10 protein-coding genes are annotated in these 14467 nt (G+C 60.2%); 5 read left to right on the top strand and 5 right to left on the bottom strand.

Annotation, left to right across the window (positions count from 1 at the left end):
* The first annotated feature begins 219 nt into the window (after positions 1-219).
* Positions 220-1287, top strand: coding sequence for an autotransporter outer membrane beta-barrel domain-containing protein (locus BLV61_RS29350; protein WP_090469394.1), 1068 nt, complete (start codon positions 220-222; stop codon positions 1285-1287).
* A gap of 122 nt (positions 1288-1409) precedes the next feature.
* On the opposite strand, the gene glgB is transcribed toward BLV61_RS29350, so the two are convergent.
* The 3 genes from glgB to BLV61_RS29335 all read right to left on the bottom strand — a co-directional run bounded on the left by glgB (position 1410) and on the right by BLV61_RS29335 (position 9058).
* On the bottom strand, positions 1410-3641 hold the full coding sequence (gene glgB, locus BLV61_RS29345) for a 1,4-alpha-glucan branching protein GlgB (RefSeq protein WP_090469391.1): 2232 nt from the start codon (positions 3639-3641) through the stop codon (positions 1410-1412).
* A gap of 2 nt (positions 3642-3643) precedes the next feature.
* Positions 3644-6985: a maltose alpha-D-glucosyltransferase gene (gene treS / locus BLV61_RS29340; RefSeq protein ID WP_090469388.1), complete on the bottom strand. Its 3342-nt coding sequence runs from the start codon at positions 6983-6985 to the stop codon at positions 3644-3646.
* Between the two features lie 75 nt (positions 6986-7060).
* Complete coding sequence (locus tag BLV61_RS29335; RefSeq protein WP_090469385.1) at positions 7061-9058, bottom strand: alpha-1,4-glucan--maltose-1-phosphate maltosyltransferase; 1998 nt, start codon at positions 9056-9058, stop codon at positions 7061-7063.
* 185 nt (positions 9059-9243) lie between these two features.
* On the opposite strand from BLV61_RS29335, the gene BLV61_RS31375 reads away from it, so the two are divergent.
* Entirely contained in the window at positions 9244-9408 is a 165-nt protein-coding gene (locus BLV61_RS31375) for a hypothetical protein (protein ID WP_167361820.1), read from the top strand.
* A gap of 127 nt (positions 9409-9535) precedes the next feature.
* Here BLV61_RS31375 and BLV61_RS29330 read toward each other — a convergent pair whose 3' ends face one another.
* Entirely contained in the window at positions 9536-10039 is a 504-nt protein-coding gene (locus BLV61_RS29330; RefSeq protein ID WP_090469382.1) for an MgtC/SapB family protein, read from the bottom strand.
* Positions 10040-10160: 121 nt separating this feature from the next.
* Between BLV61_RS29330 and BLV61_RS29325 the strand changes: the two genes are divergently transcribed.
* The 3 genes from BLV61_RS29325 (at position 10161) to mapR (ending at position 13512) form a co-directional block, all read left to right on the top strand.
* Positions 10161-10394 carry a DUF3203 family protein gene (locus BLV61_RS29325; RefSeq protein ID WP_090469380.1) on the top strand — a complete coding sequence of 78 codons (234 nt, stop codon included), beginning with the start codon at positions 10161-10163 and terminating at the stop codon, positions 10392-10394.
* Between the two features lie 195 nt (positions 10395-10589).
* Positions 10590-12020: a cytochrome c oxidase accessory protein CcoG gene (gene ccoG / locus BLV61_RS29320; RefSeq protein ID WP_090469377.1), complete on the top strand. Its 1431-nt coding sequence runs from the start codon at positions 10590-10592 to the stop codon at positions 12018-12020.
* Between the two features lie 82 nt (positions 12021-12102).
* Positions 12103-13512, top strand: a complete 1410-nt coding sequence (gene mapR / locus BLV61_RS29315; RefSeq protein WP_090469375.1) for a GntR family transcriptional regulator MpaR — start codon at positions 12103-12105, stop codon at positions 13510-13512.
* A gap of 90 nt (positions 13513-13602) precedes the next feature.
* On the opposite strand, the gene BLV61_RS29310 is transcribed toward mapR, so the two are convergent.
* A complete protein-coding gene (locus BLV61_RS29310) occupies positions 13603-14349 on the bottom strand; it encodes an SDR family oxidoreductase (protein WP_047528466.1) in 747 nt (248 codons plus the stop codon).
* Between the last annotated feature and the right edge of the window lie 118 nt (positions 14350-14467).

The following is a 14467-nucleotide window of genomic DNA, read 5'->3' as shown; positions in this document are numbered from 1 at the left end:
AAAATACCCCTACCACTTATCGGCCATTTTCTTGACGCAGTGGCAGCGGTCTCCTTGAATTCACGTTACTACCCCCGGAACCACAATCAGGGGCAAGCCCCCCAAGTCACCCATATACACGGGCGGCCCCCGGCTTGCCCCCATCCATCGGTCGCCCCTCATTCGGGGTAGGAGAGACGGCAAAGCGAGAACGGCATGCGATTGCAAGGTAGACCCCCCATGAAAACTTCACTCACCCAACAAGAGATCAAAATCACTTTTTGCACAGTCTCGAGCTCACTCCTGCTGTGCTCTTCCATGGAAGTGCAGGCCTCGCCTGTCGAGGAAGATACTTCGCCCTGGTATCGCCAGGACGTCCCGGCGCTCTCCTTACCTGCACAAGTTTCCACGTATCCCGGCCGTTTCAGCGCCATGCCCGATCTTCGAAGTTCGCACCTGACGACCGAAGATGCCTCGCCTGCTGCCTGGGATCAGGTGTACGGACAGGCCTCGCGCCGGGCACAAAACGATGTTCTCGCCGAAGGCCTTTCCACTTCCGGTGCCGGTCAACTCAAAGGCCCGGCACTCATGACCCTGGAAAGCGGCAGTGGCCGTACCCAGCGGGTTGGCCTGATCGGTGGCACCAGCATGATCCAGGGCAACAGCACGGGCTTGTTTACCAATCGCGCCCAATCCGACTCCAACAGAGACAGCTTCAGCCTGCAAGGCCAAAGCCTCGGCGCCTACTGGAGCCTGATCGGGCCACAAGGCTGGCACGTGGACTTGACGGCCAGTGGCGGCCGGGTCAATGGCTATACCCGCAACGAGCAGGGTGTGCGGCAAGCCGCCGAGGGCAGCGCGATGACGCTGTCGATGGAAGGCGGATTCCCCATCAGCCTGGGCGAACACTGGGTGGTTGAACCCCAGGCGCAATTGATCAATCAACGGATCACCCTGGACACCCCTTACGCAGGCTCGGGCAATGCCTCCTCCATCGACTTGTCGTCGTGGAGCGGCCGGGTCGGCGCCAAATTGAAAGGGAGTTACGACATCAATGGCCTGCCCGTGGAACCCTACGTGCGGACCAACTTGTGGCACACGGTGAACACCGGCAATACCGTGACCCTCGATCAGGTCGACAAGATCAGCAGCAGCCGGAACTCGTCGACGGTAGAGCTGGGATTGGGCCTGGTGGCCAGAATGACCCCGACCGTGAGCCTGTACGTCAGCGCCGATTACAGCAGTGACGTCGACCAAAATGATTTGAACGGGTTGATCGCCAGCCTGGGTGTACGGATGCGGTGGTGAGGGTCAGACCTCGAAAAGACTGTTCACCGGGCTGACGCCATCGCGAGCAAGCTCGCTCCCACAAGGGTCACACGGAACCTGTCGGAGCGAGCTGACTCGCGCTGTGGCGAGGCGTTTTCGGATCAGCCCTCGGGGCGCAACATCAGCACCGCCAACGGCGGCAGATTCAGCACCAATGACAGCGCCTGACCATGACTCGGCGCTTCCTCGGTGAACGCCCCGCCGCTGTTGCCGTAATTGGAGCCGGCATAGGTCGCCGAATCACTGTTCATCAACTCGGCCCAGCGGCCGGCAAATGGCACACCGATGCGATAAGCCTCACGCGGCACCGGGGTGAAGTTCGCCACCACCAGCACCGGTTTTCCGTCCTTGCTCCAGCGCAACCAGGCATACACGCTGTTGATGGCGTCATCGCCGATCAGCCACTGGAACCCTTGCGGTACATCATCCTGTTCGTGCAGCGCCGGCTCTTCGCGATACAGCCGATTGAGGTCGCTCACCAGCTTCTGAACACCTTTGTGTTCGGGGTACTGCAGCAAGTACCAATCGAGTTGCTGGTCGTGATTCCACTCGCGCCACTGACCGAACTCACAGCCCATGAACAACAGTTTCTTGCCCGGATGCGCCCACATGAAGCTCAAATAAGCCCGCAGGTTGGCAAATTTCTGCCAGCGGTCGCCGGGCATTTTGTCGATGAGCGAATGCTTGCCGTGCACCACTTCGTCGTGGGAGATCGGCAGGATGAAGCGCTCGGACCAGGCGTAGACCAGGCCGAAACTCAGCTCGTTGTGGTGATGGGCGCGGTACACCGGGTCCTGCTGGATGTAATGCAGAGAATCGTGCATCCAGCCCATGTTCCATTTGTAGGCAAAGCCCAGGCCGCCCTGTTGCGTGCTCTGGCTGACGCCCGGCCAAGCGGTGGACTCTTCGGCGATCACCAGGGCACCGGGCGCTTCCAGTGCCACGACGTCGTTGAGGTGGCGCAGGAAGTCGATGGCTTCGAGGTTTTCCCGACCACCATGGCGATTCGGCACCCATTCACCGGCCTTGCGCGAGTAATCGCGATACAGCATCGACGCCACGGCATCGACCCGCAGGCCGTCGACATGGAAATGCTTGAGCCAGTGCAGCGCCGACGCCAGCATGTAGCCATGCACTTCGGTGCGGCCGAGGTTATAGATCAGCGTGTCCCAATCCTGATGAAAGCCTTCCTGTGGATTGCCGTACTCGTACAGCGCCGTGCCGTCGAATTGCGCCAGGCCATGGGTATCAGTCGGGAAATGCGCCGGCACCCAGTCGAGGATCACACCGATGTCGGCCTGGTGGCAGGCATTGACGAAGGCCGCGAACTCATCCCCGGTGCCGTAGCGGGCGCTGGTGGCGAATTGCGAGAGCAACTGGTAACCCCACGAGCCGCCAAACGGGTGCTCCATGATCGGCATCAGCTCGATGTGGGTGAAGCCCAGTTCCTTCACATACGGAATCAGCCGCTCGGCCAGTTCCGGCCAGGTGTACTGGCGAGCCACTTCGCCCAGATCATCCAGCTCGCATTGCCACGAGCCGGCGTGCAGTTCATAAATGGACAGCGGCGCCGTCAGGCGCTGACGCTCGCCACGGGACTGCATCCATTCCTGGTCCTGCCAGTCGATCGTCAGCGGTGGGGCCACTTTCGAGGCCGTGTCCGGCGGCAGGGACGTGGCGAGGGCCATGGGGTCGGCCTTCAGCGGCAGGATCCCGTCCTTGCCAAGAATCTCGTACTTGTAAGCCTCCCCCGCCTGCACGCGCGGAATGAACAGCTCCCAGACTCCCGTGGGATGACGCAGACGCATCGGATGGCGGCGACCATCCCAGACGTTGAAATCACCGACCACCGACACCCGCCTGGCATTCGGCGCCCACACGGCGAAACGTACGCCGTCGACACCGTCGACCGTCATCAGTTGCGCACCCAGGCAGCTGCTCAGGTCGCGGTGATTGCCTTCGGCGAACAGGTATAGATCCATATCGCCGAGCAGCGGACCAAAGCTGTACGGGTCTTCGGCGATCTGCTCGCCACCGGCCCAGCGGGTGCGCAGCAGATAGGGCTGCGCCCGGTCGAAGTGCCCGACGAATAACCCCGGCGTCTGCGTCGGTTCCAGATTGCCGAGTTCTTCTCCAGAGTCCCTGGCCACCACCTGTACGCTCAAGGCGTCCGGCAGATAAGCCCGAATGAACTGTCCACCGGCGCCATCGCCGTGGGGACCGAGAATTGCAAAGGGGTCGTGATGTTCGGCGCGCACCAGCGCATCGATGTCCCGCGCCCTGGGTAGCAGGGCTTCTTTGTACTGACCCTGTTCCTTGTTCGAGAAACTCATGACTACTCTCCACCAAGATCGGAAAAGGGTTTAAGCCCGTTCAATAACCCGTACAAACCGTGCAATGGCACGGACAGCCATGTGGGGCGGTTCTCTGCCTCGTAGGCCACTTCGTACGCTGCCTTCTCCAGGCCGAATAACGCCAGCGCGGCGTCCTCGCCTTCAGGATCTTGCCATGCATGACCAAGACTAGCTGCCGCCAGCCGATAAGCGTCGACAAATGCTTGCCGCGCTTCGCTCAAGTAGCGATCGGAAACCCGTTGGCGAGCCGCCCGGGCTTCAGCAGTGTTATCAACGTTATGCACGTTGATGGCCATGGCCGCAGCGTAGTCGAAAGATCGCAAAACGCCGCTTACATCTTTATAGGGACTGTGTTTGCCTCGTCGTTCATGCAACGGCCGCGCCGGTTCGCCCTCGAAGTCGATCAGGTAAGCATCGCCCTTGATCACCAGTACCTGCCCCAGATGCAAGTCGCCATGCACGCGGATTTTCAGACCTCCCGCGGACTTTCTGCCCAGTACCTGCACATGACTGAGGATGGCTTTTTTGTTATCCAGTAAACGGCTGACCAGGGTTTTGTCCGCCGGATTCAGTTCGGTTTGATGCTGTTTGAGCAACTTCAGCGCATGCTCGATCTGTGCCACGACATCCCTGGTCGACGCCAGTGCCTCTTTTTGCGTAGTGAGGTGCGGAGCGAAATCCGGGTTGTCGCTCGGCGCGGCCAGCACCTGATGCATTTCCCCCAGGCGCTGCCCCAGCATGGCCGCGAAATCTTTCAATTCACCGAGGGCGTTGTAGTGTTGTTCCTGTTCGGACATGGCGTCCGCCAGTTCGTCGCGCAGCGCCCGCTCCAGGTTGTTCTGCGTCCACTCCCAGGCGTCGCCCTGATTGCTCAAGTAGCCTTGTGCAATCATCAGTAAGTTGTCCTCGCCCTTGGCATCCCGGCGCACCACCGAGCCCAGCAACGGTGAAATGTTGCGGAAACCGGCGCGTGTCAGGTAGGCGCTCATCTCCAGTTCCGGGTGCACACCGGAGGCGACTTTGCGGATCAGCTTCAACACCAGGCTGTTGCCGATCACCACTGAACTGTTCGATTGCTCGGCGGACAGATAACGCACTTCCGATTCAGCCGTCAGCCCCAGTCTGGCCAGTTCGGCGGTCGGTTCGAAGCGGATCTCGCCACCGTCCGAAGGCAGCACCCGTTGGTCCTGCATGCCCTGCAGCACAGTACGGATGAAGTTTTCGAGACTGAAGGCATCGGTGATCAAGCCGACCTGCGGCCCACGTCGAACCCGTGACAGTGCCAGTTGCTGCGGCAATGGCGTCCCGACCTGGTCTTCGGCAATGAAGCCGAACGGCAGTTGGTAACGACTGGTCTGGCCACCGCTGGTGACTTCGATTTCACTCAACAGCACCGGGTGCGTGGCATCACCAAAACGCACACCATAGGCCAGATGGACCTGCTCGATGGCCGCGCCCTTGCCAGCGAACCAGCGGCGGTTTTGCAGCCAGTTGGGCAAGATGTCCTGCTCCAGCGTACGTCGCGCCGGGGCTTCGAGCAGTTCTTCCATGCGTTTTTTCAGCACCAGCGTGGTGAAGTCCGGCAAGCTTTGTGCCGGCTCCACGTGCCAGCTCGGCATCTGGTTTTCCGTCGCCAGGACGAACCAATAGAAGCCATAAGGGGCCAGGGTCAGGAGAAAATTCAGCTGCCCGATCGGCGGGAACGCATTACCGCCAAGCATTTCCACCGGCACCATGCCGACGTAGGTCGACAAGTCCAGCTCAGCGGCCTGCGCACTGCGGGACACGTTGGCCACGCACAGAATGATTTCGTGCTTGCCGTCCGCCCCGGTGAATTCCCGGGTGTAGGCCAGGATCCTGCGGTTGGTCGGCGAAAGCATTTTCAACGTGCCGCGCCCGAACGCCTTGGATTGCTTGCGCACCGCGAGCATGCGCCGGGTCCAGTTCAACAGCGAATGCGGGTCGCCGGCCTGGGTTTCGACGTTGACCGAGAGGTAGCCGTATTGCGGGTCCATGATCGGCGGCAGCACCAGGCTGGCCGGGTCGGCGCGGGAAAAGCCTCCGTTTCGGTCGATCGACCATTGCATCGGCGTGCGCACACCGTCGCGGTCACCGAGGTAGATGTTATCGCCCATGCCGATTTCATCGCCGTAGTACAGCGTCGGCGTGCCAGGCATCGACAGCAGCAGGCTGTTGAGCAATTCCACCCGTCGTCGGTCCCGCTCCATCAAGGGCGCCAGTCGCCGACGAATCCCCAGGTTGATACGCGCCCGACGGTCGGCCGCGTAGTAGTTCCACAGGTAATCGCGTTCCTTGTCGGTGACCATTTCCAGGGTCAGTTCATCGTGATTGCGCAGGAATATCGCCCACTGGCAATTGGCCGGAATCTCCGGGGTCTGGCGCAAAATGTCGGTGATCGGGAAGCGATCTTCCTGGGCCAGCGCCATGTACATGCGCGGCATCAGCGGAAAGTGAAAGGCCATGTGGCATTCGTCGCCGTTGAGGCCCTGTTTGTCTGTGTCGCCGAAATACAACTGCGTGTCTTCGGGCCATTGATTGGCCTCGGCCAGCAACATGCGGTCGGGGTAATTGGCGTCGATTTCCGCGCGGATCTGCTTGAGGACGTCGTGGGTCTCGGGCAGGTTTTCGTTGTTGGTGCCGTCGCGCTCGATCAGGTAAGGGATCGCGTCCAGGCGCAGACCGTCGATGCCCATATCGAGCCAGTAACGCATTACCGACAGCACTGCCTTCATGACTTGCGGGTTATCGAAGTTCAGGTCCGGCTGGTGGGAATAGAAACGGTGCCAGAAATACTGGCCGGCGACCGGGTCCCAGGTCCAATTGGACTTTTCGGTATCGAGAAAGATGATGCGCGTGCCGTCGTACTTTTGATCGTCATCGGACCACACGTAGAAGTCCCGCGCCGCCGAACCTTTCTTGGCCTTGCGGGCACGCTGGAACCAGGCGTGCTGGTCCGACGTGTGGTTGATGACCAGTTCGGTGATCACCCGCAGGCCGCGTTTGTGCGCCTCGGCGATAAAGCGCTTGGCGTCGGCCATAGTGCCGTAATCGCTGTGCACGCCCCGGTATTCGGCGATGTCGTAACCATCGTCGCGTCGTGGCGAGGGGTAGAACGGCAAGAGCCAGATGGTATTGACGCCGAGGTCGGCAATGTAATCAAGCTTGGCGATCAGGCCGGGAAAATCGCCGATCCCGTCGTTGTTGGAGTCAAAAAACGATTTGACATGAACCTGATAGATCACTGCGTCCTTGTACCAGAGCGGGTCCTTGATGAAGGTCGCTGCCTTGGGTTTCTTCGCCATTGGAAACTCCTGTCGAATTCGAAATAACCTCTGAGCCGATCACCCATTCAAGTGTGGTTATTAACTGTGGTGGACTCAGGACGCGGTAATCCGCCAGATCCCGAACGGCTGGTGCGCCGGGTCGATCCGCATGAACTGGTACTTGCCGTACCAGGTCCAGCGATGGCCGTTCATCAAGTCTTCGCCGTGGGTCGCGGCATCGTCGGGCAAGCCCATTTCCCACAGCGGCAATTCGAAACTCGCCTCCTGCGGGTGATGTGGATCGAGGTTGACGGCCACCAGGATGAAATTGCTGCCATCGACGCTGCGCTTGCCGAAATACAGAATGTTGTCGTTCCAGGCGTTGTAGACCTTCAGGCCCAGATGCGTGTGCAGCGCCGGGTTCTGCCGGCGGATGCGATTGAGCTGGGCAATCTCGGCGATAATGTTGCCCGGCGCGGTGAAGTCCCGCGGGCGGATCTCGTACTTCTCGGAGTCCAGGTACTCCTCCTTGCCCGGAATCGCTGCCGACTCACACAGCTCAAACCCGGAATACATGCCCCACAACCCGGAGCCCATCGTTGCCAGCACCGCACGAATCAGAAACCCGGGGCGCCCGGACTCGTGCAGGAACGCTGGATTGATGTCCGGCGTGTTGACGAAGAAGTTCGGCCGGTAGCATTCGCGCCATGGCGATTCGTTCAGCTCGGTGAAATAGGTCGCCAGTTCCTGTTTGGTATTGCGCCAGGTGAAATAGGTATAGCTCTGGGAGTAACCGACCTTGCCCAACCGGGCCATCATGGCCGGCGTGGTAAAGGCCTCGGCGAGAAAAATCACCTCGGGATACAACGCACGCACATCGGCGATCAGCCACTGCCAGAACGGCAACGGCTTGGTGTGCGGGTTGTCGACGCGAAAGAGCTTCACGCCCTCCTCGACCCAGCCCACCACAATGTCGCGCAACTCGATCCACAAGCCGGGAATCGCCTCGGCGGCGTAGAAGTCGACGTTGACGATGTCCTGGTATTTCTTCGGCGGGTTCTCGGCGTATTTGATCGTGCCGTCCGGCCGCCAGTTGAACCAGCCGGGATGCTGTTTGAGCCACGGATGGTCCTGGGAGCACTGAATGGCGAAGTCGAGGGCGATTTCCAACCCGTACTCGGACGCGGCCACCACCAGTCGACGGAAGTCTTCGCGGGTGCCCAGTTGCGAATGAATCGCCTCATGGCCGCCCTCTTCGCTACCGATGGCGTAAGGGCTGCCGGGGTCGTCCGGCCCGGCACTCAGGGAATTGTTCGGGCCTTTGCGATAGCTGCGACCGATCGGGTGAATCGGCGGGAAATAAAGTACGTCGAAGCCCATGTCCTGAATCATCGGCAAACGCGAATGCACGTCGTTGAAGGTGCCGTGGCGCGCTGGATCGTCGGTGATCGAGCGTGGAAACAATTCATACCAACTGGCGAACTGCGCCAGTTCGCGTTCGACATCAACCGGATACTCGGGGCTCAGGCTCAGGTAGGCACGGTGATCGGCCTGGGCCATCAAATCGGCGCTACGGTGGTGCAGGAACAAAGCGACCTGCTCGGTTTCGAGCAACCCGGACAATTGATGGTGCAACGCCGCCAGTTGCTCGCTCAGTTGCCCCTCGGTGCGCTCGGCCGCTTGCTGAACGTGATGGCGGCCTTCCTGCAATTCCAGGCTGACGGGGACCCCGGCCATGTGCTTTTTTTCCAGCTCGTAGCGGAAACTGGCAAATTGATCGATCCAGGCTTCGATACAGAACACATAACGCCCCTGATCTTCGACGCGGAACCGGCCCTGCCAGCCATTGTTGCCCAGGTCGGTCATGACTTCGCTGCGCCAGACCTCATCGCCCTCGGAGCGCCAACGCACCCGTACCGCGAGCTTGTCGTGACCGTCGGCAAACACTTTGCTGGTCACCACCACCTCCTGCCCCACCACGGCCTTGACGGCAAACTGCCCACCGTCGAGGGTCGGCATGGTGTCTTCAATCACGATTCGTGGCAGTAAAAGCGCCTGTGACAGCGGCATGTGCGGGTTGTAGCTCAACTCAGTAGGTTTTTCAGCCGTCATCGAGCATCTCTCCTTTACGCCCCAAGGACGCTCTTGTGTCTGGTTGTCATCCCAATGAACTCACTTAGGTTCCGAGCGCCGGGCGCCCGGAAAAGTTCATCGGCAATTGGCCGGAATCAAATCCGTGGTGTGGCGGTCAATCAACTTAAGCACGACTCACGCCATGTGCCACTGGAGGCTAGACCATGACCAATCCATTCCCTGGAGAAACACCCGATCCGAATATCGACAACCCGGTGATCCCACCGACGGACCCGCAACCTGTTCCTGAGCAGGATCCGCCCAGCACCACGCCACCACGGGAAGAACCGCCTAAGACCATGCCGCCGGTGATAGTTACGCCGGAATGACCATAGGCTGAACGATCTTTGACCGTTGTATCTGTAGGAGCGAGCCCGATTGCATTGGAATAACGAGCACCGCTGAGTGTCTGGTTTCCCTCGTAATCGTTAACGACCATCGCGAGCAGGCTCGCTCCTACAGGTGGTCGTTGTTCCTTTCGAGCATCTTTACGATCCTCGGCACCACACTGAAAATCACCAACGCCAACACCGTACTGAACACCGCCGTCGCCTCCCTGCCCAACCCGGCGGACACGCCGATGGCGGCGGTCATCCATAAGCCGGCGGCGGTGGTCAGGCCTTTGACGTGGCCTTCGTCGCCTTCCTGGTTTTTCAGGATGGTGCCAGCGCCAAGGAAGCCGATCCCGGCGATGACGCCCTGCACAACCCGGCTCATGGCATCGGCCTGGGAACCGGACATCTGTGGCACCAGCACAAACAGCGCCGCGCCGAGTGCCACCAGCATGTGGGTGCGCACGCCGGCGGCCTTGCCCTTGCTCTCGCGTTCGAAGCCGAGAATGCCGCCCAGGGTCGCGGCGATCAGCAAGCGCACGGTGATGCGTGTCAATTGCGAGGCATCTGCGATGTCAGCGAATTCGGCTTGCAGGGTCACCCAGACTTCGTGCCACCAGGCGTTCATGGCGTGGTCCTTGAAAAAGGTCATGGAGAGTGGACAGCACCGACCATTAATCGGTTGCACAGAACGATGGCCGCCGGGCGTGCCCTAACACTGTAGATCCCACTGAAAGAAGGACACCTCCATGACCGTGCGCATCGACAAACAGACTTGCTTCTTTACCACGGAAAACGGCGAAGAAATTCGTCTGTGCACCGACGTCACCATTGTCACCGACGCGGAAAAAGCCATGTCCGCGGTGGACATCAACGGCCAGCACATTTACATCACCGAAGCTGAAGCCGACGCATTGACCGTCGCCGGCGCGAAGGATGGACGCCGGCATCTAAAGGCGACCGACAGTGATTCGGTGATTTGACTGACCGGGATCAACATCGGCCGAAAACACCTGATATAGCCGCCTGCGTCCCGTTGCGAAAGGTGCTTCAACTTGTCGCAGGGGAGCACGCGGCACCCATCTGATCTGGTTTTTATTGCAATACCTGAGTCTGTTATGCAAACAGATGGCCACTCATAGTGCTCATGCCTGATGGAGGCTGATGAGCGAAAGACCATGAGCGAGAGAATCCCCGTCCGAACCGTAGAAAGCGCCCCGACCGTAAGAATCCATGAACCTTCACGCCCAAAGATGAAGGTCAAGACCAGTGACAACCTGATCCATACCCGTAGCTTCACCGGTTTGTTCCGCACCCTGCGCCTGAGCGGTGCCGGTTTTCTGTTTCTGCTGTTCTTCGGCACCGTGTGGTTGAACTGGGGTGGCCGCCAAGCGGTGCTCTGGGACCTGTCCGAAAGCAAATTCCACATCTTCGGCGCGACGTTCTGGCCACAGGATTTCATCCTGCTTTCGGCCCTGTTGATCATTGCCGCGTTCGGGCTGTTCGCGATCACCGTGTTCGCCGGCCGGGTCTGGTGTGGCTATACGTGCCCGCAAAGCTCCTGGACCTGGATCTTCATGTGGTGCGAGAAAATCACCGAGGGCGAACGTAACCAGCGCATCAAGCTGCAAGCCGCGCCCTGGGGCTTGAACAAACTGATGCGCCGTTCGGCCAAGCACACGCTGTGGCTGGCCATCAGCCTGCTGACCGGACTGACCTTCGTCGGCTACTTCACGCCGATCCGGCCGCTGGCCGAAGAACTGCTGACCTTGCAACTGAGTGGCGTCAGCCTGTTCTGGGTGCTGTTCTTTACGGGGGCGACCTACATCAATGCCGGTTGGCTGCGTGAGGCGGTGTGCATGCACATGTGCCCCTATGCGCGGTTCCAGAGCGTAATGTTCGACAAAGACACCCTGACCATTTCCTACGACGTCGCCCGTGGCGAGAACCGTGGCCCGCGCAAGCGTGAGGTCAAACCGGCGGAAGTCGGGCTGGGCGATTGCATTGATTGCCAACTCTGCGTGCAAGTGTGCCCAACCGGCATCGACATCCGTGACGGCTTGCAGATGGAGTGCATCGGCTGCGCGGCGTGCATCGACGCCTGTGATTCGATCATGGACAAAATGGGCTACGCTCGCGGGCTGATCAGCTACACCTCGGAACATCAGTTGCAAGGTGGCAAGACTCACCTGTTGCGGCCACGGTTGATCGGCTACACCGCCGTGCTGCTGGTGATGATAGGCGCTTTGGTGCTGGCCTTGGTCGAACGACCCATGGTGTCGCTGGACGTGAGCAAGGACCGCGGCCTGTTCCGCGAGAACAGTCAGGGGCAGATCGAAAACATCTACAGCCTGAAAGTGATCAACAAGACTCAGCAGCGCCAGGACTACCACCTGACGCTGGTCGACGGCGACGGTTTCCAGTTACAGGGCAAAACCGAACTGAGCCTGGCGCCCGGCGAGATTGTCGATGTGCCGGTGTCGGTGGCAATGACGACGGAACGGCCGGAAAGCAGCTCGAAAAGCATCAGCTTCAAAATCGTCGACAGCGACGAGCCCGGCATCTACAGCGTGGCCAAAAGTCGCTTTGTAGCGCCAATGAACCGTTGAGTCTTTAAGATGCCAACCTTTGTGGTCAGGGAACAAGCGCCCTGGCCACCGTCATTCGATTCGATTCCATCGCGGGATACCGATGAAACGCTACGAAAAATTCGCCGATGACATCGCTGAACTGATCCGCTCCGGTGTTCTCGGCCCCGGGCAGCGCGTGCCATCGGTACGCTACGCCAGCCAGACCTACGGCGTCAGCCCCTCCACGGTGTTCCAGGCCTACTACCTGCTTGAGCGCCGCGGCTTGATCCGCGCCCGGCCGCGCTCCGGCTATTTCGTCAATGCCCATGCACCGCGGCCGTTTTCCGAGCCGGAGATCAGCAGCCAGGTCAACGAATCGACCGAAGTCGATGTCAGCGAACTGGTGTTCTCGGTCCTCGATTCGATCAAGGACCCAAACACCGTGCCCTTTGGCTCGGCGTTCCCCAGCCCGACCCTGTTTCCATTGCAACGGTTGTCGCGGTCGCTGGCCAGCGCCAGCCGCGCGATGGACCCGCGCATGGTCGTGACCGACATGTCGCCGGGCAACCCGCAGTTGCGTCGGCAAATCGCCCTGCGCTACATGGTCGGCGGGCTGATGCTGCCCATGGAAGAACTGCTGATCACCAACGGCGCACTGGAAGCGCTGAATTTGTGCCTGCAAGCCGTGACCCAACCCGGCGACCTGGTGGCCATCGAAGCCCCGGCGTTCTATGCCTGCCTGCAGATTCTCGAGCGACTGAAACTCAAAGCCGTGGAAATCCCGGTGCATCCGCGCGACGGCATCGACCTCGGCGTGCTCGCACAAACCCTGGAACGTCACCCGATCAAGGTGTGCTGGTGCATGACCAGTTTCCAGAACCCCATGGGCGCCACCATGCCCGAGGCGAAAAAACAGGAACTGGTGGAGCTGCTGCGCAGGCATCAAGTGCCGCTGATCGAAGACGATGTCTACGCCGAGTTGTATTACGGTCAACAGGCACCGAAACCGGCCAAGGCGTTTGATACCGAAGGCCTGGTGATGCATTGCGGCTCCTTCGCCAAAAGCCTTGCACCCGGTTATCGCATTGGCTGGGTGGCCGCCGGCCGCTACGCGCAAAAAATCGAACGCCTGAAGCTCATGACCTCGCTTTGCGCCTCGATGCCGGCTCAGGCCGCCATCGCCGACTACCTGCAGCACGGCGGCTATGACCGGCACCTGCGCAAACTGCGGTACGCGCTGGAAGAACAGCAAAGCGCGATGCTCGCAGCCATTGCCCGCTATTTCCCGGCACAGACTCGCGTCAGCCAACCGGCGGGGGGCTACTTTTTATGGCTGGAATTGCCGGAGCAGATGGATTCGCTGAAGTTGTTTCAGATGGCGTTGGCCCAGGGCATCAGTATTGCGCCGGGGCCTATATTCTCGCCGACCCAAAGGTTCAGGAATTGCATTCGATTGAATTACGGGAGCCCGTGGAACGAGGCGGCGGAAAAGGCGATGGAGACGTTGGGGCGGATTGTCAGGTCCTTCTGACGTTCAGATGTCGCTTGAAAGGAGGCTATCGCGAGCAGGCTCGCTCCCACAGGACGACTCGGTCAATTGTGGGAGCGACAATCCCGTGATCTAACGTCCACCGCCCAAATCAACGAAAGTCCCGGTCGCATAGGACGCCTTGTCCGACAGCAACCAGATAATCGCCTCGGCCACTTCATCCGGCCGGCCGCCCCGGGCCATGGGTATCGCCGACTCCAGTTTGCTGACCCGATCAGGATCGCCGCTCAGCGCATGGAAATCGGTATAGATGTAGCCGGGACGTACGGCGTTGACACGAATGCCTTCGCCGGCCACTTCCTTGGACAGGCCAATGGTGAAGGTGTCGAGTGCCCCCTTGGAAGCGGCGTAGTCGACGTATTCGTTGGGCGCGCCCAGGCGGGCGGCGACCGAAGACACATTGACGATGCTGCCGCCCTGCCCGCCGTGCTTGGGCGACATGCGCAGAATCGCGTGCTTGGCGCACAGAACGGGCGCCAGCACATTGGTCTTGAGGGTTCTGAGGATACGAAATTCGGACATTTCGTCGACACGGGACTTGTGTCCCACGGTGCCGGCGTTGTTCACCAGTGCGGTGACCCGGCCGAGCTCGGTATCGACCCGGTGAAACAACGCGATCACTTCATCTTCGATGCTGACATCGGCACGCACGGCGATGGCTTCAGCGCCCAGTGCGCGGACTTTATCCAGCACGCTCTGGGCCGCTTGTTCATCAGACTGATAGTTGATGCAGATCCGGTACCCTTGTTCGGCGGCCAACAGGGCTGTGGCGGCACCGATGCCGCGACTGCCGCCGGTGATAACGATGACTTTGTCCATACAAGCTTTCCCCGTTTCAAGCGTAAGCGAACCGGGGGGAAGGATAACCGTCCTCTTCGGTTTTTGCATGGGTCTGTTGCCATTCGATATGGCGAGGGAACGAGTTCCCTCGCCACCG

The organism is Pseudomonas mohnii (assembly GCF_900105115.1).
Classification (GTDB): Bacteria; Pseudomonadota; Gammaproteobacteria; order Pseudomonadales; family Pseudomonadaceae; genus Aquipseudomonas; species Aquipseudomonas mohnii.
Note: the sequence above shows the minus strand (reverse complement) of the source record. Positions and strands in the feature narration are given on the sequence as shown.